Below are 22,644 nucleotides of genomic sequence, written 5' to 3' on the forward strand. Positions count from 1 at the left end.
GCGCTCCTACGGTGTGCTGTCTGTTGACTGTTGCGATGCCATCTGTGGATCGCTGCTGCCTGTCGCTGGAAGTAGCGCCAAGCCATTGCCGTTTGCTGCAGCCGGCGTTGTAGGAGCGGACCTGGCCGCGATGGGGCGTTATCGGTAATGCCCTGTCGCGCCCGGGTGCGCTCCTACGGTGTGCTGTCTGTTGGTTGTTGCGATGCCATCTGTGGATCACTGCTGCCTGTCGCCGGAAGTAGCGTCAAGCCATTGCCGTTTGCTGCAGCCAGCGTTGTAGGAGCGGACCTGGCCGCGATGGGGCGTTATCGGTAATGCCTGTCGCGCCCGGGTGCGCTCCTACGTGTGCTGGGTGTGAGCTGGCGTCTGAGGGTGGATCATTCCTGCTCGTCGCCGGGGTCGTCGTCGATGCCGTTTGCGGCATCGTCCAGCAGCGCCTGGGATTGGTCGCCGGAGAGCGTTTCCACGCCACGCAGGCGGCGTTCGATGGTGCGGGTCTTGCGGCTGGCTTCGCCCAGGCTCTTGCCGACGGTGCTGATCTGCCGCTCGGCCTTCTCCAGAATGCCGGCGAACTTGCCGAACTCGCTCTTCACCGCGCCCAGCACCTGCCAGACCTCGCTGGAGCGCTTTTCGATCGCCAGCGTGCGGAAGCCCATCTGCAGGCTGTTGAGCAGGGCGGTAAACGTGGTCGGGCCGGCCAGTACCACGCGATGTTCGCGCTGCAGCAGATCGACCAGGCCGGCGCGGCGGATGACCTCGGCGTACAGGCCTTCGGTCGGCAGGAACATCACCGCGAAATCCGTCGTGTGCGGCGGGCAAACGTACTTGTCGCTGATGGATTTGGCCTGCACGCGGATGGCGCGCTCCAGCTGCGCGGTGGAATTCTTGATCGCGTCCAGGTCGCCTTTTTCCTGCGCGTCGATCAGCCGTTCGTAGTCCTCGCGCGGGAACTTGGCGTCGACCGGCAACCACACCACCGTGTCATCGCCGCGCCCTGGCAGGCGGATCGCGAAGTCCACTGCTTCAGCGCTGTCGGGTTTGACCCGCACGCCGCGCGCGTACTGCTCCATCGTCAGCGTCTGCTCGAGGATGTTCTCCAGCTGCACTTCGCCCCAGCCGCCGCGGTCCTTGACGTTGCTCAGCACGCGCTTGAGATCGCCGACGCCGGTGGCCAGCTGCTGCATTTCGCCCAGGCCGCGCTGCACCTGCTCCAGGCGCTCGGAGACGAGTTTGAAAGACGCATCCAGCCGTGTATTGAGCGTGGTCTGCAGTTTTTCGTCGACGGTGGCGCGCATCAGTTCCAGCTTGCTGGCATTGTCGTTCTGCAGGTTGGCCAGCTGTTGTTCCAGCGTGGCGCGCATTTCGCCGATGCGCAGTTCATTGCGCTGGGTGAGTTCGGTCAGGCGTTGGCCCAGCGCCTCGGTGAAGCGCTGCTGCGACTCGCCGGCCTCTTGCCGGCCCTTGCGGGCATCTTCGGCCAGCGCGTCGCGCAGCGCGGCCATATGGGTGTCGGTGCGTGCGATCAGCTCGGTCAGTTGCTGGCCGAACACCTGGATGCGGGTTTCCTGCTGCTGGCCGAAGCCATCGAGCTGGGTGCGCAATTCGGTGAGCCGCAGGGTGAGCAGTTCGCCGGTGCGTTGTTGCGCGAGGGCGCTTTCCTCGCGCGCCTTGCGGGCGTCTTCGCCAAGCGCGTCGCGCAGCAGGTCCAGGCGCTGGTCGGTGCGGGTGGACAGTTCGGTGAGATTGCGCGCAAAGGTTTCCAGGCGGCCGTCCTGCTGGCGCGCCAGGCCTTCGAGCTGCTCGCGCAGTTCGCCGCGGCCGTCACGTTGTTCACTGCGCAGCGCATGCTCCAGCGCAGTGGTGGAGGGACGCCGCAGCAGGGCCAGCAGCTGCAACACCAGGACTACCACGAGGAGTCCGAGAAGGATCAGGGATTCGGATGACATGCGTGAAGTGTAGCCGGGCCGGTCGCAGCGGCTGCGTCGGTGCGAGGCGGCCTGGGTGGTCGGTGATCAGGCCGCAGGCGCTCGGGACGTTGCGCCTGCGGCAATGCGCATCGGCGACTTCAGTGCGGCTAACGACGTGGCGAGCCGGGCCGTGCGCCACTTAGCTTGTCGGTAGCCAATCGTTGCCACGCGCCGACAGCTGCGATCTGCAAGCGGTGGCGATCGCCTGCGCGCGGGATGAGCGCGGCGGTCGTCGCAGAAGACCATGCAGGCCATCCGGCAACGACATCGCTTCGGTCGCATCGTCGGACCGACACGATCGCCGCATGACCTACTGCGACGTGCGCAGTCGCCCACGACGACCTGGCGCGTATCGCTCCGCAATGCACATCGCCCAGCGGTGCGCGTGCGCAATGCCGTGTCTGGCGATCGCACGACCTGCGCCCGGCAGGGTCGCACGCGGCGACACGTCGGCAGAGACACTGACGCGTAGCGGCTCCCGGGCGCTGCACGTCGGCGATTCCGGGCGGCGGCTGGACGCTGCAGTGCGCCGCGTCCTGTGCATCGCGCTGCGCCCGGGCCTGTTCGAGGCCGACCCCGCCCAGACGCCCGCTCTGCGGCAAGCACGCATTGCTCGGCGCACCGGAACATGGCGCGATCCATGCCTGGCTGCAGTCAGAACCCTTCCAGTACCAGCTTGCCGCGGGTGCGATGCGATTCCAGGGCGGCGTGGGCGCGGCGCAGGTTGTCGACGCTGATGCAGCCATAGTGCTCGCCCAGCGTGCTGCGCAGCGTACCGCTGTCCACCAGCGCAGCGACGCGGTTGAGCAGGTGGTGCTGGGCAATCATGTCGTCGGTGGCGAACAGCGAGCGGGTGAACATGAATTCCCAGTGCAGCGACGCGCTCTTGCGCTTGAGCGGCAGCACATCCAGCGTGGCCGGGTCGTCGATCAGCGCCAGCTGGCCCTGCGGCGCGAGCACGTCGACCAGCTGAGTGAAGTGCTGGTCGGTGTGGGTCAGGCTGGCGACGTGCTCGACCTGGGCGATGCCGATGCGCTGCAAGCCCTCGCTGAGCGGCTGGGTGTGGTCGATGACATGGTGGGCACCGAGCGCATACACCCAATCCTGGGTCTGCGGGCGCGAGGCGGTGCCGATCACGGTCAGCCTGGTCAGCGTGCGCGCCAGCTGCACCAGGATCGAGCCGACTCCACCGGCGGCGCCGACCACCAGCAGGGCCTGGCCCTGGCCGCCGCCTTCGGCGATGCGCAGGCGGTCGAACAGCAGCTCCCAGGCGGTGATGGCGGTCAGCGGCAGCGCCGCGGCGGACGCGTCGTCGAGCGTGGCAGGCTTGCGGCCGACCAGGCGCTCGTCCACCAGATGGTATTCGGCATTGGTGCCCGGGCGGGTCAGCGCGCCGGCGTAGTACACCGCGTCGCCAGGTTGAAACAGGCTCACCTCGCTGCCCACTGCATCGACCACGCCGCTGGCATCCCAGCCCAGCACGCGCGGCGACTCCACCGGCGCATTGGCGCGCACCTTGGTGTCGACCGGATTGACCGAGATGGCATGGATGCGCACGCGCAGGTCACGCGGGCCGGGCTCGGGCATTGGCAGCTCGAGCGCGACCAGCGCGCGCGGGTCGTCGATGGGCAGGCCGTGTTGCGGATAGGCGATGGCTTTCATGGGGCTGACCGTTGAGCGGGGAACTGCAGGGTGCGCCATCGCGATTCCCGGAAAAACCGGCAAACTGCGCAAGCAGTTTCACCATTGGAGAGAAGATGGTCCGGTTCGATGACCTGGCACTGTTCGTGCGCACCGCCGCGCTGGGCAGTTTTTCCAGCGCCGCGCGCGAGGCCGACCTGCTGCCCGGCCAGGCGAGTGCGGCCGTCGCCCGGCTGGAGCGGGCGCTGGACCTGCGCCTGTTTGCGCGCTCCACGCGCAGCCTGCGGCTCACCGCCGAGGGCGAGCAATACCTGCCCTACGCACGCCAGGTGCTGGAGCTGCTGCGCGATGGGCGCGAGCAGGTGCGCGGCGGCGACCAGGCACTGCACGGGCTGTTGCAGGTGACCGCGCCTTCGGATCTGGGACGCAACGTGCTGCTGCCCTGGCTGACCGCGTTCCGCGCGGCCCATCCACGGCTCACCTTGCGCCTGCACCTGTCCGACCAGGTGGCGGACCTGTATCGCGCGCCGGTGGATGTGGCGTTCCGGCTCGGGCGCATCGACGATGCCGAGCATGTGGCGCTGCCCTTGGCACCGGACAACCGCCGGGTGCTGGTGGCCGCGCCGGACTATCTGCGCCGGCATGGGCGACCGGACACGCTGGAGGCACTGCGCGACCATGCCTGCCTGCTGTACGTGCTGGCCGGGCGCCCGTATGAGCGCTGGCAGTTCGAGGTCGATGGCCGCCGCCAGACCGTGCCGGTACGCGGGGCGATGCTGTGCGACGACGCCGACGTGGTGCGGCGGTGGGCGGTAGCCGGCGAAGGCATCGCCTACAAATCGTGGCTGGATATCTGCGCCGATGTACAGGCGGGGCGCCTGGAGGTGGTGCTGCCCGTATACGGCGACCGGCTGCCGCTGCAGTTGGTCTGCCCACATCGCAAACAGTTCTCACCCGCCATCCGCCAGCTGCATGCAGAGTTCACGCAGCGCTGCCAGGCGATGACGGCGTTGTACCCGCTGGCTTCCGATGCGCGTTGACCTGCTGCGCCGGAAGATGGACGCGATGAATGGACACGCGCTTCGGCAAGCCGCACGTATCGTTGGACGGGCCAGGCGCATTGCGCCCGCAGCGGATGCATCGGCGTTCCTGCGCCCCGCTGCTGCGGGATCGATACGCTTCGGTAGTGGATTCGGCGGCCTCGCCAGGGCGATTCCGTTGAGGAAGGCGAAGCGTCGGTTACGACCAACATGCCATCGCAGCGCGGCATAGGTCTGCGCGACTGCCGCGCTCGTTGAGGCGCCCGTCACTGCGCGGCTTCTGGCCTGCGTGCATATCAGCCCGCCGCTTGCCGTCGATGCAGCGCTACGGCAATCGCCAAGGCCACTCCGGCGTTGGGCCTATGCGTTGGCAGACGGAGCGATCGCCGTGCGCTTTGGCAGTGGCCAAACCTATGTGTACACCGCCGACAGCGCCGGCGCAGAGGTGGTGGCGACCATGCAGCGCCTGGCCAAGGCGGGGCGCGGCTTGAGCACGTATATCAGCCAGAGCGTGCGCGACAGGGATGCGGACAAGAGTGCGTTGTAGCCGAGCGGCGACGGAGCAGGTTGCACGCGTCGCTCTGCACGGTTGCACGAAGATACAAATGCACATTGCAGCAGCCGCTGCGTTGAACACAGACGCGGCAGCCGTGCTGCTGCGATGATGCATCGACGCATTCGCAAAACGCAGCGCAGCAACCAGCGCCGTCGTCTCCGCGCACTCACCACATCCATCCTCGGGCGCCTATGCTGGACATCTACGGAAAGCCGACATCGATCAACGTGCGCAAGGTGCTGTGGCTATGCGACGAGTTGGCGCTGGACTACCGCCTGCATGCCTATGGCAGCGGGTTCGCCGCGGTAGACACACCCGAGTTTCTGGCGCTCAACCCGAACGGCTTGGTTCCGGTGATGCGCGATGGCGACCTGGTGTTGTGGGAGTCCAACACCATCTGCCGCTATCTGGCCGCACACAGCCAGCGCGCGGATCTGCTGCCGGCCGCGCCGGCCGCGCGCGCGCTGGTCGAACAATGGATGGACTGGCAGGCCACCGAACTCAACACCGCCTGGCGCTACGCGTTCATGGCCACCGTGCGCGGCAGTGCGGCGCATACCGATCTGCACAGCATCGCGACCAGCGTGTCCGAGTGGAACCGGCACATGACCATCCTGGAGGCGCAGCTGCAGCGCGCCGGGCCTTATGTGCTGGGCGCGGGCTTTACCTTGGCCGATATCGTGCTGGGCGTGTCCACGCAGCGCTGGTTCGCCAGTCCCATCGAGCGCCCGCCGCTGGCGGCGGTTGCGGCGTATTACGCGCTGTTGAAGACCCGGGCGGGCTTTCAGCGCCACGGCTGCACCGCGCCTTGAATGCGTCGTGCCATGGCCGCAGGGCGCATGCCAGACGCTGCGAGTGCGCATGGCATACGGCAGATCGCGCGGTCATCGCCGTCGCGCGGGTCGCTGCGTGGCAGCGTTGGCCTGGCGGCCGCGCAGCGCCTGCACGGCCGTGCGTGCCGATCGCAGGCACACACCCGGTAAGCAGCGCCCGCCACCAGGCCGCTCGCGCTCGGCACCTGGGCCACGTCCCGCCAGACGCTTGCGCATCCTGCCTGTGCGTGCGCCCGAGCCGGACGCAGCCCCACAAGGTCTGCACCGACCGTTCCGGCCCGGGCGACGGCGCGCTCGTTGCAGGAATCGCGGCATGGAGGGTGCGACTTGTCGTTCTGCTGCCAGGCAACGCGCGCCCTGCCCGCTTCGGCCGCATGACCTTGGACCGATAGCTTTGCTGCAGCGCGTTGGGCGACACTCGGGGATTCTTTTGGTTCCTTCGAGGTCCGCATGTCGTCTTGGCTCAGGCGCAAATCCATCGATCAGGTCACCGTGCACGAGGCTGGCCGGCAACTGGTGCGCAGCCTGAGTTGGCCGCACCTGATCGCGCTGGGCATCGGCGCGATCGTCGGCACCGGCATCTATACCTTGATCGGCGTGGGCGCGGACAAGGCCGGGCCGGCGGTGCTGCTGTCGTTCGTGGCGGCCGGCATCGTGTGCGCCTGCGCGGCGCTGGCGTATGCGGAGATGGCCACGATGATGCCGGCCGCCGGCAGCGCCTATACCTACAGCTATACCGCGCTCGGCGAGAGCATCGCCTGGGTGGTGGGCTGGAGCCTGGTGCTGGAATATTCGCTGGTGGTCAGCACCGTGGCGGTGGGCTGGTCGGGCTATTTCGTCGGGTTCCTGCAGTGGTTGGGGGTCAATCTGCCGCATGCCTTGATTGCCGGGCCGCATGCCGGCGGCATCGTGAACCTGCCGGCAGTGGTGATCACCTTCCTGGTGGCCGGCATGCTGATGGCCGGCACCAAGGAAAGCGCCACGCTCAACGCGGTGCTGGTGGTGTTGAAGACCATTGCGTTGGGCGTGTTCGTGGCGATCGCGCTGCCGGCGTTCAACAGCGCCAACCTGCAGCCGTTCATGCCGTATGGCTTCTCCAAGGCGATGGGCCCGGATGGCGTGGAGCGCGGGGTGATGGCGGCAGCGGCGATCATCTTTTTTGCCTTCTACGGCTTCGATGCGATCTCCACCGCGGCCGAAGAGACCAAGAACCCGGGGCGCGATCTGTCGATCGGCATCGTCGGCTCGATGATCGGCTGCACGCTGATCTACGTGCTGGTGGCGTTGTCGGCGGTGGGCGCGATGAGCTTTACCGTGTTCGGCAAGAGCCCGGAGCCGTTGGCGCTGATCATGCGCGAACTCGGCCACGGCAAGGCGGCGCTGGTGATCGGTGCGGTGGCGATCATCGCGCTGCCGACGGTGCTGCTGGCATTCCTGTACGGGCAGAGCCGGATCTTCTTCGTGATGTCGCGTGATGGCCTGTTGCCGCGCGGCCTGTCCAAGGTCAACGCACGCACCGGCACGCCGGTGGCGATCACCTTGTTCACCGCGGTGCTGGTGGCCGCGTTGGCGGGTGTGGCGCGGCTGGACGAGATCGCCGCGCTGGCCAACGCCGGTACGTTGGCCGCGTTTACGGCGGTGGCGGCGTGCCTGCTGGTGTTGCGCGTGCGCGAGCCCAGCCGTGCGCGGGCCTTCCGTACGCCGCTGGCCTGGGTGGTGGGACCGGTGGCGATCCTGGGCTGCCTGTATCTGTTCTGGAGCCTGCCGAGCACCACGCAGGGCTGGTTCCTGCTGTGGAACGCGCTGGGCGTGCTGGTGTACCTGGCCTATGGGCGGCGCAATAGCCGGCTGGCGAAGGTGCAGTAGTTCTCCCGGCGGGACATTGTCCCCCTGCATGGGGGGAGAAGAGGGCCCGAAGGGCCGGATGAGGGGACGGGCGAAGCCTGGTGTCATCCACCTTGGTCAGTGGCTTTGCCCCGTACCCTCACCCCAACCCCTCTCCGCCAGGAGAGGGGCTTCAAGCTGCACACTACTGGTCCGCGCTTGCGCCGCGGGCGCTCCAGCGCACGCGCGCCACGGCGCGCAAGTAGCGCCTTCTCGCCCGAAGGAGAGCGGCTCAGGCCAGGCGTCGCTCGCTCGACGCAGCGACGCTTGCGCTCACTGCGCTGCTGCAGGTGTGGCGCAGAACGAGGTTGGACGTGCATCCGCCTGGGTGCCCCAGCCTTGCGTGGGTGCCTGCCTGGTGAGCGCAACCGACAGCGTGCCGCCCTGCTGCAGCTGGGCCCAGTCCAGGAACACCTGCCGCTGCGGTCTACCGTTGAAACGCACGCTGTCCACGTATTGCAGCGCGCGGCCGTCCGCGCCGGGGGCGTCGATGCGCAGGCGCTTGCCGTTGCCCAGCTCCAGCGTGGCGCGTTTGAAGCGCGGGGCGTGCAGCAGGAACTGCCCGCTGCCCGGCACCGCCGGATACAGGCCGAGCGCACTGAACAGGTACCAGGCCGACATCGTGCCGAGGTCGTCGTTGCCGGTGACGCCGTTGGGTGCGTTGGTAAACAACTGCTGCGCAGCGCGCACCACGGTGGCGGTCTTCCATGGCTGGCCGATCAACGTGTACATCCACGGCGCATGCAGGTCCGGCTCGTTGTTGGGGTTGTAGCGGTACTGGTTGTAGTAGCTGTACGGGCCGACCACCCAGTGCGTGCGCGCGCCGTTGAGCGGATCCTTGAGCAGGTCCTCGTAGGCGAAGAAGGCGTCCAGGCGTTTGCCGGCCTGCTCGCTGCCGTGCATGGCCTGCAGCATGCCGGGAATGTCCTGCTGCACCAGCCATTGGTATTGCCAGGCGGTGCCTTCGTGGAAGCCGTGCTGCGAGCGTGGGCTGTAGTGATCGTCCGAGGGTGCGTACCAGCTGCCGTCTTCCAGCCGCGGGCGCGGAAAGCCGCTGAAGCCGGTGTCGGCATCGCGCACGCCGGCGTCCCAGACGTTGTGCCAGTTGCCGCCGCGTGTGCGTAGCAGCGCGCTGTCGTCGGGGTGGCCGAGCGCCTGCGCCATCTGCGCCAGCGCGCAATCGGCCAGCGCGTATTCCAGCGTGGCCGAGCCGCCGTGGTGCGGGTCCACGTCCATGCCCTTGGAAGGGAAGGCGCGGTCGTATTGCACGTAGCCATTGGCAAGATAACTGGCGTTGCCCGAGCGCCCCGAATGCCGCGAGTTGATCGGCGGCTGGCCGAAGGCGTTCTGGCGCAACGCGGCGTAGGCCTGGGCTTCGTTGCCCTGCAGCGCGCCGAAGCGCCACAGGTCGACCATGAAGGGCGTGACCGGATCGCCGGTCATGATGTTGGTGTCGAAGTTGGCATAGCCCCAGCGCGGCAGCCAGCCGCCCTGCTCGTGGATGGCCAGCAGCGAGCGGCCGATGTCGCGCGCGCGCGCCGGTTGCATCAAGGCGAGCAGCTGGTTCTGCGAGCGATAGGTGTCCCACAGCGAGAAATACTCGTAGTAGGTCCAACCATCGGCGCGATGGATCGCATCGTCGAAGCCGCGGTAGCGGCCATCGGCATCGCTGCCGGTGAGCGGCTGCAACAAGGCGTGATACAGCGCGGTGTAGGCCACCGTGCGATCGTCGGCGCTGGCGCCGGCCAGCTGCAGGCTGGCCAGTTCCTTGCGCCAGGCCTGTTGCGCGCGCTGGCGCATCTGCTCCAGGCCCAGCAGCTTGCCGCCGAGCATGCCGTCGGCGCGCAGGTTGTTGCGTGCACCCTCGGCATCCACGTGCGAGATGGCGCTGATCACGGTCACCGCGCGCGCATGCTTGCCCTTGCCCAGCGGGAAGCTGAGCCAGGCGCCGTTGGGCTTGAGTTCGCCGCCCATGCCGTGGCGCGTGCCGGGTACGCCGCCGTCTTCGCCCCACACTCCGTGCGCGGTGAACGGACGATCGAACTCCAGCCGGAACCAGGTGGTGTATTCATGGCCGCCGCAGAAACTTTGCGTGACCAGCTTGCCTTCGACCACGCGGTCGCCAACGATCTGCACCTGGCTGCCGATCACCACGTGGCGGTCGTTGGCCTGGGCCACGTTGATCAGCACATGGCCGGTGTCGGCGCCGGGCGCGAAGGTGTAACGCTCGGCAGCGGCGCGGGTGAGCGCGCTGGCTTCGGCGTCGATGCCGCCGTAGTCGGTGAGCCGCACCTTGTAGTAGCCGGCCTGGCCGACTTCGCCATCGTGGGTGTAGCGGGCGGCGTAGCGCTTGTGGTCGAAGGCCTTGGCGTCGCTGGTATCGAAATCGCCGCCCGGGCCGATGCTGCCGGTGACCGGCAGCACCGAGACCTGCCCACCCTGCTCCCAGCAGCCGGCCCCCGACAGGAACGAATGGCCGAAGCCGCGGATGCTGGGGTCATCGTAGCGCCAGCCGGCGTAGTGGGCGCCGATCGGGCTGACCTGGATCAGGCCGAATGGGGCCGACGCGCCGGGAAAGGTATTGCCGTCGTCCTTGCTGCCGATGAAGGTGTTGACCTGTGCCGGGTCCTGCGCAGCCAGCGGGCCAGCCAGCGTGACGCCGAGCAGGCACAGGCCGGCGGCGGCGCGGCGCCACCAGGAGCAGGACAGGGACGATGCAGCGGTGGCACGGGACACGGCAGACAACATGCGGGAATCACCTCGGGGGAGAGGGCGACGCGAACGTCGCAGGTGGGAAGCGTGCCTGCCGCGCCGGGGCACCGGCAGACACGCGCAACTGCGTTCTAGAAATCGAACACGTATTCTGCCGCGATCTCGCGGCCGACCGGGCGGAACAGGCGGCTGTTGTAGAACTCGTGATCGAGCTTGTACGGGTCCTTGTGGTTGTAGCCGGTGCTGTTGAAGAGGTTGTTGACGTAGAGGTTGAGCTTCATCGCCGGGGTGATGCGGTAGCCAGGATTGACGTTCCAGGTGATCGCCGGGCCCGCGCGGCCGTAGTACTTGCGGGTGCTCTGGCAGATGGCAAAGAGTAAGCATTCGGCGTCCCATGCTCCACGCCGCGTCACAGCAAGGCTGGCGGCCTCAAGCAGACTCTTGGGATTGAAATTCAATTGGATCAAGGCCTTGATCGATTCAGTCCTGGTGCCGGGCCTGTTGTCAGCAGAACCAACAGATGAGCTGGCTTGAGTGCATGGCGGATCCTCGCTGCACGCAGCCGGGTGGGTAGCCATTGCCGGACAGGCGCTGCGGATCTACCAGGAGGCGCTGCGGGGGAATAGCTGAAACTGCAAGCGCAGGGCGAGGGGCGGCGAGCGGTGCCAGCCGCCGTTGCAGCAGACGTCTTCTGACACGTGTGCACGGCAGTGGACGAGGTCGGTGGGAGGGAGCGGCGGGTACGGCCCGTCTATGAGCCGCCCATAAAAAAAGCCCGGTCGTCGGACCGGGCTTGGCGTCAGGGCGGCAGTGGGAGGGTCCGCCGCCTGGCGGCCGTGACTTACCAGCGCATGCCTTCGAAAGGGTTGAAGCTGGTGCTGCCCTTTACCTTGTCCAGGTAGTAGGCGTAGTTGGCGCTCATGCCGGCCAGCAGGGCCAGCGGGATGCTCAAAGCATTGCCCAGCGAACCGGGCAGGAACGAGGCAATGATGCCCACCACCAACCCGATGCCGATCAAGCCCAACGCCTTGCGCCACAGGCCCAGGATGAAGAAGTAGATAAAGCCGAAGAACAGCGCATAGAAGTTCATGCCGACCTTGAGCTTCTCGCCGAACGGCAGTGTCTTCAGCGCTTCCTTGTAGGCAGGATCCTTGGGGCCGCCGTGACGGTCGAAGAAGTCGAAGCGGAACTGCCACTTGGGGCTGAGCTGGGTGCGGTCAAAGGTGTCCATTCCAATCCATGTAGTTGAAAACGGTTACATGATAGGCGATTGCGTATTCAGCGGCACGTGTTTTACAGCGAGCTCGACACCAGCCGGCCCACACATGAGCCGGCGATTGCCCGGCCGACTTCCGTCCCGCAATACCAGCCGCTGTCGCTGCTCGCTGACACCAGTGCCGGGGCGCGCGCGGCGGCGGCGCCGGCCAGCGCACGCGGGCCAGGGAGTGCCCGGCCGACTCCAATACGAGGCCCAAGGCCAGGGTCCTGCAAGGCCAGCCGCTATCGCTGCTGGCTGACACCGGTGCCGCGGCGCGCGCGGCGGCGCGCGTAGAGCGCATGGTCGGCGCGGTCGACCACCGCGGTCAGCGCTTCGCCTTCCTGCCGCAAGGCCGTGCCCAGCGTGAACTGGATCGGCGCGTTGTCGCCGGCGGCCAGGTAGGTGCGCACCAGCCCTTGCAGCTGCTGCTCGCTGGCCTGGTGCAGCAGCACCAGGAATTCGTCGCCGCCCAGCCGCACCAGGTGGTCCTGGCGGCGCAGCGGATCGTTGAGAAACCAGGCCATCTGCACCAGCACTTCATCGCCGCGCTGATGGCCGTAGGTGTCGTTGACCAGTTTGAACTTGTCCAGGTCCACCACCACGCAGCCCCAGCGCACGCTGGCATCGCGCCTGTCCAGATCGTCCAGCAGGCGGCGATTGGAGCAGTTGGTCAGCGGGTCGGTGAACGACCATTCCAGCAACTGTTTTTCCTGCTGATACTGGTTGGTGATGTCCTGGGCGTGGGCCAGGACCAGGGTGGCGTCGGCTTCCACGTCGAGCACGTTGTGGTACTTCCAGTGACGCAGGCTGCCATCGCCGGCCACCAGTTCGATCACGCCCGAATCCTGGCCGTCCAGCACCATGCGCGACAGGTAGCCGCGCAGGCCGCCATGTCGCTCCGGGCGGATCAGCTCGAACAGCGAGCGGCCTTCCATCTCTTCCACGCTGCGGCCCAGCGAGCGCGCCGCCGCCGGATTCACGCTGATCAGCCGGCCCTCCATGTCGTGGGTGCAGATCAGCCCCAGGCTGTACTGGAACATCTTGCGGAACTTGCGTTCGCTGGCCGCCAGCGCATCCACCGCACGGTGCCGGTCGGTGACGTCCTGGATGGCGCCGACCAGGCGCATGCGGCCATCCACATGTTCCACCGCGCCGGTGCTGTGCACCCACAGGTGGCGACCGGTGCTGCTGATCAACGGCAGCTCCAGATCCCAGGCAATGCCCTCATTGACGCAGGCATCCACCGCCTCGGTGATCACCGCGCGCGCTTCCAGCGGATAGAACGCGATGGCTTCGCCGAGGGTGGGCTGGTAGCCCGGCGGCAGGTCGTGCAGCCGGCAGGTTTCATTCGACCAGGTCAGCGTATTGGTGCCAACGTCCACTTCCCAGCCGCCCACGCCGGCCACCCGCCCGGTGCGTTCCAGGAACGCCTCGCTCTCACGCAGCCGCTGCTGCAGCCGGGCATTGGTGTCGGCGCGCTCGAGCATCTCGCGGCGCTGCTCCAGGCCTTCGGCGGCGACCTTGGCAAGCTGTTGCAAGGCCGCCAGCTGGGCCGGCTCCAGGTGACGCGGGCGCTGGTCGATCACGCACACCGTGCCCATGCGCAAGCCGTCGGACAGCACGATCGGGGCACCGGCGTAATAGCGGATGCCGGGCGCATCGGTGACCAAGGCGTTGTCGCAAAAGCGCGGGTCGGCCGGCGCATCGCGCACTTCCATCACCGCATCGCTCTGGATGGCGTAGGCGCAGAACGCCAGCTCGCGCGCGGTCTCGGACACGCCGGGCAAGCCGATATTGGCCTTCCACCATTGCCGATGCTCGTCCACCAGCGACACCAGCGCGATCGGCGTGCCTGCGATGGCCTGCGCGGCCGCCGCCAGCGCATCGAAGAACGGTTCGGAGTCGGTGTCGATCACCTGCAACAGCGCCAGCCGCGCCAGACGCTGCGCTTCGCGGGTGGTGGATGACGCAACGGTGTCGCGCTGATTCAACGGCAAGCTCGCTCGTGCCCGGTAATCCGCCCAGTCTATCGGACCGGGCATACCTGTTAGCGACGGCCGCGCGACGTTCCGTGCGCCATTGCACACAGCGGCGCCGGGGCGTGCCGGTGCCGGGTTGCCGGCGCGCCGTCAGGTGTGGGCATCGGCCTGCGGGGCGGCGCCGTCATCGCGCATCTGCAAGGCCAGATACAGGCGTACGCAGTCGTCGGTGTTGCGCAGGTCCACGCCACACAGTTCTGCGATGCGCTGCATGCGGTAATCCAGCGTATTGCGGTGGATGGCCAGTGTCTTGGCAGTGGATGCCATGCGCATGCCGGCACCGAACCAGACCGACAGGGTCTGCAACAGGTCGCCGCGACGATCCTGTGCCAGCAGCGCCTGCAGCGGCTTGCGCAGTTCCTCGGCCTGCCAGGCCTGGCGCAGGTCGTCCACCAGCACCGGCAGGCGATGGTCGTCGTAGAAGAACGCATCGGCCTGCGGCGCGCGCGCCTTGCCGATGCGCATGGTGGTGCGCGCGATCTGGTGCGACAGCGCCAGCCCGCCGGGCTGCGGGAAGTACTGCCCCAGCGCCAGGCGGATCCGCAGCGGGCTGCTGGCGCGCATGCGCTCGAGCAAGCTGTGCGCGCGGCGGCGTTGTTCGTCCACGTCCCAGTGGCCGCGGCGGTCCAGTGCGGGCTTGAGCACCACCAGTTCGTTGAGCGCGGTGGCGGCGATCAGGTTGCCGCGCTCGGGCGTGGACAGCAGCGTGTGCAGGCGCTGCAGTTCCACCAGCATGGCGTCCAGGTCGAGGGTGTCGCTTTCCACTTCGATGACCGCGGCCACGCGCGGCAGGTCCAGCGCGATGCCCAGCCGTTCGGCCCAGCCGGCCAGTGCCGGGGTGGGGCCGTCGGCGCGGATCAGGCCGAGCGTGACTTCCTCGCGCAGGCGCGCATCGCGGGCCAGCAGGCGCAGCAGGCCGGCCTGCTCCAGCATGGCTTCGGCGGCCATGCGCACCAGTTCGGCCTGTTGCCCGATCCGCTGCGGGTCGCCGGTGAGCCCGACGCAGCCGACGATGCGGCCATCGGCGATCAGCGGCAGGTTGACGCCGGGGCGCACTGCATCGAGTTGCTGCGCCAGCGCCGCATCGATCTCCACCCGGCCCTGCCTGGACAGCACCAGCAGCGCGCCCTCGTGCAGCTGACCGAGGCGCGCCGGCTCGCCGCTGGCGATGATGACGCCGGTGTGGTCCATCACATTGACGTTGCCGTCGAGGATGGTCATCGCGCGGTCGACGATGGACTGCGCCAGGGTGCGGTCGAGCGTGAGCATGGGCTGGGGTCTGTTGACGCGATCGAGGGAGTTCACGGTGCCATGGTCGGCGCATGCATGTTCGATACGTGTGTGACGGTGCAGGGTGCGGCGGCGGGTGCTTCGACCGCCGTTGCTGACAGCCTGCCGCGCGCGGTTCGATGCGGATGCGTCGGGCGAAGATGCGGCGCGCTGCGACGCCTGCTGCCGGCACGCTGCGCACCCGTCGTCGGTGAGCAGCCGGCTTCCCGGAATCGGTGGCAGTCAAACCGGCAACGCGCCGCGTCGCGCGGTCGCCCTGCGGGCGCCAGGCCTGCTCTGCGCGGCGATGTGCTGCAGCGGGACAGGTGGCACGAGGAGGGCCTGCGTCAGGAATCCATGCGCTGCCGTCAGCGGCCGTCTCCGGCTGCCGGCGCCGGCGCCAACGCCCTGCCCACCTGCAGCGCCGCCGCCACATTGCGTGCGGCGATGCGCACGTTGCCGGCGGCTTCGGCCAGCGCCTGCTCCACCGTGCAGGCGCGATGCACCACCGCGAACATCGCATCGATGCCATGCCCATGCAGCAGCGCGGCGCCGTTGCCCAGGCAACCGGCAATGGCGATCACCGGCTTGCCGTGCCGCTGCGCCACCCGCGCCACGCCCACCGGGGTCTTGCCGTGCAGGCTCTGGCTGTCCAGACGGCCTTCGCCAGTGATGACCAGATCGGCCTGGGCGATCAGCGCATCCAGCCCCAGCGCCTGCGCCACGATCTCCACCCCCGGGCGCAACTGCGCGCCCAGGTATGCCACCAGCGCCGCGCCCAGGCCGCCGGCCGCACCGCCGCCGGGCAGGTCGTGCAGCTGCACACCGAGGTCGCGCTGCAGGAGGTTGGCGTAGTGCTGCAGGTTGCTATCGAGCTGGCGCACCATGCTGGGGGTGGCGCCTTTCTGCGGGCCGAACACCGCCGAGGCGCCGGTCGGGCCGATCAGTGGGTTGTCCACATCGCAGGCCACTTCGAAGTGGCAGTCCTGCAGGCGCACGTCCAGGCCGTCGGTCTCGATCCGGGCCAGCGCCGCCAGCGCGCCGCCGCCGGGGCCGATCGCCTCGCCGCGCGCATCCAGCAACCGCACGCCCAGGGCCTGCGCCAGGCCGGCGCCGCCGTCGTTGGTGGCGCTGCCGCCGATGCCGATGATGAAGCGCCGCGCGCCGGCATCCAGCGCGGCCAGGATCAACTCGCCCACGCCCGCAGTACTGGTGCGCAGCGGCGCGCGCTCGGCCGGCGGCAGCAGCGCCAGACCGCTGGCGGCGGCCATTTCGATCACCGCGGTGCGGCCGTCGCCGGTCAGGCCGAAGAACGCCGGCACCGGGGTGCCGAGCGGGCCGCTGACCGTGCAGGCGATCACCCGCCCGCCGGTGGCCGCCACCAGGGCGTCGACCGTGCCCTCGCCGCCATCGGCGACCGGCACCTTGCTGTAGTGCCAATCGGGAAACACCTCGCGGAAGCCGGCCTCGATCTGGGTGGCCACCTCCAGCGCGGACAGGCTTTCCTTGTAGGAATCGGGGGCGATGACGATCTTCATGGGGACACTCGCCTGGATGGACATCACTGGTTCACCGCGCGTGCCGGCACCCGCAGCACGAGCGCCGCGCCCAGCAGCATGGCCCCGGCCAGCACGTACAGCGCCAGCTCGGTGCTGTGGGTGGCGTCCTTGATCCAGCCCACCAGGTACGGGCTGACGAAGCCGGCAACCTGGCCGGTGGAGTTGATCAGCGCCAGCCCGCCGGCCGCAGCCGCGGCGGTGAGAAAGCCGTTGGTCAGCGGCCAGAACAGCGGCAAGCCGCTGACCGCGCCCATCGTGGCCAGGGTCATGCCGAACAGGGCCAGGCCCAGGTTGTCGGTGACGCTGGCGGCGATGCACAGGCCGGCCGCGCCCATCAGCAACGGGATCACCAGATGCCAGCGGCGTTCGCCGCGGCGGTCGGCCGAACGGCCCATCAGCACCATGAATACCGCCGCGGCCAGATACGGGATGGCGCTCATCAGGCCGATCCGGGTCGGGTCGGTGACACCGCTGCCCTGGATGATCGAGGGCAGCCAGAAATTGATCGCATACACCCCGCTCTGGATGCAGAAGTACACCGTGCCCAGCATCCATACCGCCGGGTTGCGCAGCACCGCGCCCAGCGAGGTGGAGGCACCGGCCGGCTTGCCTGCTTCGTCGGCGGCCAGCGCGCGGGTCAGTGCCTGCTTCTCCTGCGGGTCCAGCCAGCTCGCCTGCTGCACGCCGTCGCTGAGCAGGAACCACACCCCGATGCCCAGCAGCACGGTGGGCAGACCCTGCAGCAGGAACATCCATTGCCAGCCGGCCAGACCGCCCTGCCCGGCCGAGAAGTGGCTGAGGATCCAGCCCGACAACGGCCCGCCCAGCACCCCGGAGATCGGGATGGCCGACATGAAGACGGTCATGACCCGGCCATGCTGCGCGCGTGGGAACCAGCGCGTCAGGTACAGCACGATGCCGGGGAAGAAGCCGGCCTCGGCCGCACCGGTGAGCAGGCGCAGGGTGTAGAAACCGGCGGGGGTGCGCACGAACATCAGGCAGGTGGAGAGCAGGCCCCAGCTGACCATCATGATCGCCACCCAGCGGCGCGCACCGATGCGCTGCAGGATCAGGTTGCTCGGCACCCCGCAGGCCAGGTAGCCGATGAAGAAGATGCCCGCGCCCAATCCATACACCGTCTCGCTCATGCCCAGATCGCCCAGCATCTGCAGCTTGGCGAAGCCGACGTTGACCCGGTCCAGGTAATTGAACAGGTAGCAGACGAACAGGAACGGGATCAGCCGCCACAGGATCCTGCGGTAGGTGGGACCCAGGCCGTCGGAGGGCGGCAGGGGCCGGGAGGCTTGGGTCATCGCACGCTCCAGCAGTCGGTGGGCCCACCGGCGCGCAGTGCCCTGGCACCGGCACCACACAGGGGTCGGCGCATTCTAGTTGGAGGTTTTTCCCGGAAGCATCGTCAGGCTGCTGCCAATCCGCGGGCAGGCAAACGCCGGTTTTTGTGCAAATGCCCAAATCCGTACCAGGCACCCGGGGTGCTGCAGGCTCGGAGCGCCGCGGCGGTCGCACTGCCCGTCATGCGGCTAGTGCAGAGCTGGCCGCCCCAATGCAGCACGGCCACGCGACCACCTGCCTATAGCTAGCGCTGACGCACTCCGCTCCCCGATCAGCCAATCCAGCGATGCCGCAGCAGCAACGCGCCTGCATCCCAGCCCTGCACCAACAACTACGCCGGTGCCCCACCGCCCGGCCCTATGCAGGAACAGCCCCGCACGACAGACCGGCTTTGCGAATCCCGACTCCCCAATCCCCAATCCCAGCACTACTTCCCCACTCCCGATTTCCCATTCCCCACCGCATACGCCTGCGCCTGCCCCATCACCCGCAGCAGGTTGCCACCCCAGATGCCGGCGATCTGCGGCTCGGTGTAGCCCTTGCGCAGCAGCCAGGCGGTGATGCGCGGCAGGTCGGAGACGTCTTCCAGGCCGACCACGCCACCGCCGCCGTCCCAGTCCATGCCAATGCCCACGTGTTCGGGCCCGACCACCTTGAGCACATGCTCCAGATGGGCGAAGAAATCCTCCTCGGTGGCGCGCTTGATCGGGTAGCGCGCATCCAGGTCCTTGAGCGCGGCGCTGAGGGCGGTGCCGTCGGCGATCTTGATGTGCTCCCAGCCGCCGTACTGCTCGGTCAGCGCCTTCTCGGCGGCCTTGCGCTCGGGGCTGGCGCCGCTGTCGACCAGGTAGCCGCCATAGGAATTCACCTGGATCACGCCGCCGTGTGCGGCCAGCACCTTCAGCCGCGCGTCGTCGATATTGCGCGGATGGTCGAACACCGCACGCGCGCCGCTGTGCGAGAGCACGATCGGCACCGGCGACAGCGCGATCAACTGGTCGAACACCGCATCGGAGGCATGCGATTGGTCGATCACGATGCCCAGCGCCTGCGCCTGTTGCACCAGTTGCTTGCCGGCCGGGCTCAGGCCCTTCCACTCCGGCCCCTTGGGGTCGGTGGCCGAGTCGGCGAACTCGTTGTTGAGAAAATGCACGGTGCTCATCAGGCGCAGGCCCTGCGCGTAATAGAACCGCAGCAACGTGGGGTCGGCCACCAGCGGGCTGGCGTTTTCCATGCTGATGTACACCACGCGCTTGCCATCGGCCTTGATGCGCGCGGCATCGGCCGGCGTGGTGGCGAAGGCGAAGCGCTGCGGTTGCGCGGCCAGCAGCGTGTGGATCTTCAACAACCGCTGCAGGCCGGCATCGCGATCGTCCAGGTGCGCGGCCGCACTGCGATTGCCCTGCCCGGTGTAGACCGCCCAGAAGCCACCATCGAGCGCGCCTTCGACCATGCGCGGGTAATCCACCTGCGACAGCCGGTTGCCGGCATGCGCCTGCAAGACGTCGAAGTCGGGGCGCTCCAGGTTGGCCGGCGTGTCCAGATGCGAATCCAGCGTGACCAGGCGCTGTTGCAGCGCGGTGGCGCGCGCCAGCTCGGCCTTGGAAAACTCCAGCGCGTGGCCGGGTGCGGCCACGGCCAGACTCAGCGCGATGGCAGTGCACAGGCGATACAGGGTCATGGCAGCTCGCAGAAGGTGGGGGTGTATCGATCATAGCCGCGCAGGGATCGGCCGATCCCTGCGCTGAACGCAGAACGTGAGTGCGCGGGGCGCGGGCTGACGCGATGCGCAATCGCAGACATCAGCGCCTGCGACCACGCACCAACGCGTCACTTGCGTACGAAGAACTCGTGATAGGCCTTGGATTTGCCTTCCGGCGACTTGCCCACGCCATTGCGGATCAGCGTCTTGCCGTCGGCAGAAAAGGTCCAGAACTCGCCGACGATCACGTCGTCGTCCTTCATCTTGAGGATCTGGTAGGTGTCGGCGCCGGTCTTGCTCACCGCGATCTGGTTGAAGCGCGCCTGCTCGTTGAGCGGGCTGGGTTTGCCATCCAGCGTGGTGACGTAATCGACCTTGTACGGCGTGTCCGGGCGGGTGGTGTTGATGGAGTGGTACTCGATGCGGTTGTCGGAGAACTGCACGTTGATGGTCAGCCGCATGCCCTTGGGAAACTTGCCGTCGCTCCAGTTGGATTTGGATTCCACCAGGGTCCAGGCGCCGTCGTGCGGATCGGCCGCCGATGCGGCGAACGTGGCAGTCAACGCCGAGACGGCGAACAAGGCGGCGGTCAGAAAGGTGCGCATGGGCGGTGTCCTTGGATGCTGGGATGGTGGGCGGTGCTGTCGGGTAGCTGCTTGGAGTTGGGCGATCGTCGGAAGGTGGGCATCAGAAGTCGGTGCGCGATTCCAGGTGCTGTTCGACCTGCTCGCGCGTGGTCCACAAGGTGCGGAACTCGCCCCTGGACAGCAGTGGCAGCTGGTCGCTGATGTGCGCCGAACCAGGCTGGCTGGCATTGCCGTAGCTCATCAGCCCCTTGGCCTTGAGCGGAGTGGAAAACTCCACCAGCGACACCCAGGTTTCGCCGTGCTGCGGCAGGCGTTGGCCGGCGGCGTTGGGCGGGTTCCAGGTGATGACGTCGAACGCGCCGAGATTGCCGAAGCCGCCGCGGCCAGGCACATCGACATCGCCGAGATGGAAACGCGAAACTTCGCCGTACGGCCGATCAATCGCGCCATAGGTCTTCTTGGTGCTGGCGACGGCCTGCTTGAGTTGGCGCAGCGCCTGCGCCGGGTCCTTCAGGCCGCTGGGTGTGGTCAATGGCGCCTCCAGCGACCACGGCGTGGCGTAGCCGGCCTGCGAGAGGTAGCGCGCATCGCCGGTGAACAGGCGCGCCCATTCCTCGAACAGCAACGCGCCACGGCTGTCGGCTTCGAAGTGGCGGTCCCAGGCCTTGAGCACCTTGATCGCGGCGAGAATGTCCGGGTCGGTGCTGTCCGCCGCAGCGGCGTACAGCTGCGGCAATGTGCGATCGGCCGCAAGCGCCTGCGCCGTGCGCTTGAGCGCGACCAGCTGATCGAAGTCGATCTTGTCGTGTTCGGCCAGCATCTTCACCGAGTTCTGCGCCCGCAACGACATCGGCCCGGTGGGTGCGACATAGGCCGGAAATGCGCTTGGGTCCAGCACGCGCGGCCAGCTCGCCAACCACGGCGGATCGTTGGTGTTCTGCACGAAACCGCCGGCCGGGTTGATCACCTTGGGCAGCTCGTCGTAGCTGTGCACATCGCGCCATAGCGTGGACGCGGTATCGCCTGGCACCAGGCCGCTCCAGTACTTCAAATCGCCTTGCGCATGCTTGGGCAGGATGCCGTTGTCCAGGAACAGCACGTTGCCGGCGTTGTCGGCGTAGACGATGTTGAACATCGGCACCTGCAGTTGCTTGAGCGCGCGCTGGAACTGCGCAAAGTCCTGCGCCTTGCCCATGTCCCAGTACTGCTTGAGCATGTCGGGACGATCCAGGCCGGCCACACGCAGCGCCACGGTGCTGCCGTCGTAACGCTCGAACACCGGGCCCTGCATCGCATGCCGCACTTGCAGCGTTTCTTCCTTCAGCGAGCCATCGGCCTGACGAACCTTCAGCGCTTTGGTTTCACGCTTGAACGGCAGCACCTTGCCGTCCAGCAGATACCCCTCGCCCGACAGCGTGAGTTTGTAGGTGGTCTGGCCCAGCAGCGTGTTCACCGTATTGGTGAAACCCAGCTGCTTGTTGAAGCCGAAACGCAGGATCGGCAGGCCGACCTGGGTGGCGCCGTACAGATCCACACCCGGCCCGTTGAGATGTGCTTCGTAGTAGGTGAAAAAGCCACTGCCCCAGGGCAGATGCGGGTTGGCCAGCAGCATGGCGTGGCCATCGCGGGTTTTCTTTGGCATCAGCGCCCAGGCGTTGGAGCCATCGCGCGCCTGGCCATCCTTGGGCGGCTCGCCCAGCACCTTGGCCGGCGAGGCGATGTAGACGTAATTCATCAGCCGGTGCGCATGCGCCACCACGTCCACGCCGGTGATCGGCAGCACCACCTTGACCTCTGCATCCAGCGCCTCGGGATGTGCGGCCGCGTAGTCGTTGATGCCTTGCGCGAAGGCGTCCAGGTCGGCACGGAAGCCCGGGGCCTGCTGCCGGTACCACTGCTGCGCGCGCGGGTAGACGTCATTGGTGGCCAGCCAGCGATCCTGTTCGGCGTACTTTTCGCCCCAGTATTCGGCGGCGCGGCCGCGTGCTTCGCCATACAGATGCAGCAGCAGATTGCCGTGGCTATGGGTCTGTGCCCAGCCGAAGCCGTAGAAGGTGCCGGCTTCGGTCCTGGCATAGACATGCGGCACGCCGTAGCGGTCCCAAAGGATCTCGCCGGTGTCCTTGCCGGCGCCGGCAAGCGCCGCCAGCGGAGCGCATACCAACGCGATCAACAGCCCTGCGCGGATGGAAGCGCTGCGCGCATGCGCCCGCATCGAAGAAAGTCGCGGCACTGGGTCACTCC

15 protein-coding genes and 1 pseudogene are annotated in these 22,644 nt (G+C 67.8%); 4 read left to right on the forward strand and 12 right to left on the reverse strand.

Translation table 11 applies throughout. The features are described 5' to 3' along the window. Nucleotides 1-377: 377 nt before the first annotated feature. On the reverse strand, nucleotides 378-1,898 hold the full coding sequence (rmuC, locus tag VZ068_RS21570) for a DNA recombination protein RmuC (protein ID WP_349657787.1): 1,521 nt from the start codon (nucleotides 1,896-1,898) through the stop codon (nucleotides 378-380). A gap of 723 nt (nucleotides 1,899-2,621) precedes the next feature. Further along, nucleotides 2,622-3,629, reverse strand: a complete 1,008-nt coding sequence (locus VZ068_RS21575; protein WP_349656457.1) for a zinc-binding alcohol dehydrogenase family protein — start codon at nucleotides 3,627-3,629, stop codon at nucleotides 2,622-2,624. A 95-nt stretch (nucleotides 3,630-3,724) separates the two neighbouring features. Between VZ068_RS21575 and VZ068_RS21580 the strand changes: the two genes are divergently transcribed. The 4 genes and pseudogenes from VZ068_RS21580 (at nucleotide 3,725) to VZ068_RS21595 (ending at nucleotide 7,903) form a co-directional block, all read left to right on the forward strand. After that, a complete protein-coding gene (locus VZ068_RS21580) occupies nucleotides 3,725-4,648 on the forward strand; it encodes a LysR family transcriptional regulator (protein WP_349656458.1) in 924 nt (307 codons plus the stop codon). A 317-nt stretch (nucleotides 4,649-4,965) separates the two neighbouring features. Continuing rightward, nucleotides 4,966-5,195 (forward strand): annotated as a pseudogene (locus VZ068_RS21585) (hypothetical protein). Nucleotides 5,196-5,395: 200 nt separating this feature from the next. Beyond that, nucleotides 5,396-6,016 (forward strand): glutathione S-transferase, encoded by a 621-nt coding sequence (locus VZ068_RS21590; protein WP_349656459.1) that lies wholly within the window; start codon nucleotides 5,396-5,398, stop codon nucleotides 6,014-6,016. Nucleotides 6,017-6,487: 471 nt separating this feature from the next. Next, nucleotides 6,488-7,903 (forward strand): amino acid permease, encoded by a 1,416-nt coding sequence (locus VZ068_RS21595; protein ID WP_349656460.1) that lies wholly within the window; start codon nucleotides 6,488-6,490, stop codon nucleotides 7,901-7,903. Nucleotides 7,904-8,194: 291 nt separating this feature from the next. On the opposite strand, the gene VZ068_RS21600 is transcribed toward VZ068_RS21595, so the two are convergent. The 10 genes from VZ068_RS21600 to VZ068_RS21645 form a co-directional block, all read right to left on the reverse strand. Next, nucleotides 8,195-10,669, reverse strand: coding sequence for a GH92 family glycosyl hydrolase (locus VZ068_RS21600; protein ID WP_349656461.1), 2,475 nt, complete (start codon nucleotides 10,667-10,669; stop codon nucleotides 8,195-8,197). Between the two features lie 95 nt (nucleotides 10,670-10,764). Beyond that, nucleotides 10,765-11,100, reverse strand: coding sequence for a hypothetical protein (locus VZ068_RS21605; RefSeq protein ID WP_349656462.1), 336 nt, complete (start codon nucleotides 11,098-11,100; stop codon nucleotides 10,765-10,767). Nucleotides 11,101-11,474: 374 nt separating this feature from the next. Further along, the gene (locus VZ068_RS21610; protein WP_259166479.1) at nucleotides 11,475-11,864 is read right to left on the reverse strand and encodes a DUF2628 domain-containing protein; all 390 of its coding nucleotides are present in this window, start codon (nucleotides 11,862-11,864) and stop codon (nucleotides 11,475-11,477) included. A gap of 269 nt (nucleotides 11,865-12,133) precedes the next feature. Further along, complete coding sequence (locus tag VZ068_RS21615; RefSeq protein ID WP_349657788.1) at nucleotides 12,134-13,882, reverse strand: diguanylate cyclase; 1,749 nt, start codon at nucleotides 13,880-13,882, stop codon at nucleotides 12,134-12,136. Between the two features lie 138 nt (nucleotides 13,883-14,020). Next, nucleotides 14,021-15,199 carry a sugar diacid recognition domain-containing protein gene (locus tag VZ068_RS21620; protein WP_349656463.1) on the reverse strand — a complete coding sequence of 393 codons (1,179 nt, stop codon included), beginning with the start codon at nucleotides 15,197-15,199 and terminating at the stop codon, nucleotides 14,021-14,023. Between the two features lie 368 nt (nucleotides 15,200-15,567). Next, nucleotides 15,568-16,737: a glycerate kinase gene (locus tag VZ068_RS21625; protein WP_349656464.1), complete on the reverse strand. Its 1,170-nt coding sequence runs from the start codon at nucleotides 16,735-16,737 to the stop codon at nucleotides 15,568-15,570. Nucleotides 16,738-16,760: 23 nt separating this feature from the next. Further along, nucleotides 16,761-18,071: an MFS transporter gene (locus VZ068_RS21630; protein WP_259166483.1), complete on the reverse strand. Its 1,311-nt coding sequence runs from the start codon at nucleotides 18,069-18,071 to the stop codon at nucleotides 16,761-16,763. Nucleotides 18,072-18,538: 467 nt separating this feature from the next. After that, complete coding sequence (locus tag VZ068_RS21635; RefSeq protein ID WP_349656465.1) at nucleotides 18,539-19,792, reverse strand: dipeptidase; 1,254 nt, start codon at nucleotides 19,790-19,792, stop codon at nucleotides 18,539-18,541. Nucleotides 19,793-19,941: 149 nt separating this feature from the next. Beyond that, entirely contained in the window at nucleotides 19,942-20,418 is a 477-nt protein-coding gene (locus tag VZ068_RS21640) for a hypothetical protein (protein WP_349656466.1), read from the reverse strand. Nucleotides 20,419-20,500: 82 nt separating this feature from the next. Beyond that, on the reverse strand, nucleotides 20,501-22,633 hold the full coding sequence (locus VZ068_RS21645; RefSeq protein WP_349656467.1) for a penicillin acylase family protein: 2,133 nt from the start codon (nucleotides 22,631-22,633) through the stop codon (nucleotides 20,501-20,503). Nucleotides 22,634-22,644: the final 11 nt, after the last annotated feature.

Source organism: Xanthomonas sp. 10-10 (genome assembly GCF_040182365.1).
GTDB lineage: Bacteria > Pseudomonadota > Gammaproteobacteria > Xanthomonadales > Xanthomonadaceae > Xanthomonas > Xanthomonas arboricola_F.

What these genes read in the sequence shown, in the direction of transcription:
- VZ068_RS21610 (WP_259166479.1), bottom strand. Translation starts at nt 11,864, where the DNA reads ATGGACACCTTTGACCGCACCCAGCTCAGCCCCAAGTGGCAGTTCCGC.
- VZ068_RS21575 (WP_349656457.1), bottom strand. Translation starts at nt 3,629, where the DNA reads ATGAAAGCCATCGCCTATCCGCAACACGGCCTGCCCATCGACGACCCG.
- VZ068_RS21590 (WP_349656459.1), top strand. Translation starts at nt 5,396, where the DNA reads ATGCTGGACATCTACGGAAAGCCGACATCGATCAACGTGCGCAAGGTG.
- VZ068_RS21600 (WP_349656461.1), bottom strand. Translation starts at nt 10,669, where the DNA reads ATGTTGTCTGCCGTGTCCCGTGCCACCGCTGCATCGTCCCTGTCCTGC.
- VZ068_RS21630 (WP_259166483.1), bottom strand. Translation starts at nt 18,071, where the DNA reads ATGACCCAAGCCTCCCGGCCCCTGCCGCCCTCCGACGGCCTGGGTCCC.
- VZ068_RS21635 (WP_349656465.1), bottom strand. Translation starts at nt 19,792, where the DNA reads ATGACCCTGTATCGCCTGTGCACTGCCATCGCGCTGAGTCTGGCCGTG.
- VZ068_RS21640 (WP_349656466.1), bottom strand. Translation starts at nt 20,418, where the DNA reads ATGCGCACCTTTCTGACCGCCGCCTTGTTCGCCGTCTCGGCGTTGACT.
- VZ068_RS21620 (WP_349656463.1), bottom strand. Translation starts at nt 15,199, where the DNA reads ATGCTCACGCTCGACCGCACCCTGGCGCAGTCCATCGTCGACCGCGCG.
- VZ068_RS21625 (WP_349656464.1), bottom strand. Translation starts at nt 16,737, where the DNA reads ATGAAGATCGTCATCGCCCCCGATTCCTACAAGGAAAGCCTGTCCGCG.
- VZ068_RS21580 (WP_349656458.1), top strand. Translation starts at nt 3,725, where the DNA reads ATGGTCCGGTTCGATGACCTGGCACTGTTCGTGCGCACCGCCGCGCTG.
- VZ068_RS21595 (WP_349656460.1), top strand. Translation starts at nt 6,488, where the DNA reads ATGTCGTCTTGGCTCAGGCGCAAATCCATCGATCAGGTCACCGTGCAC.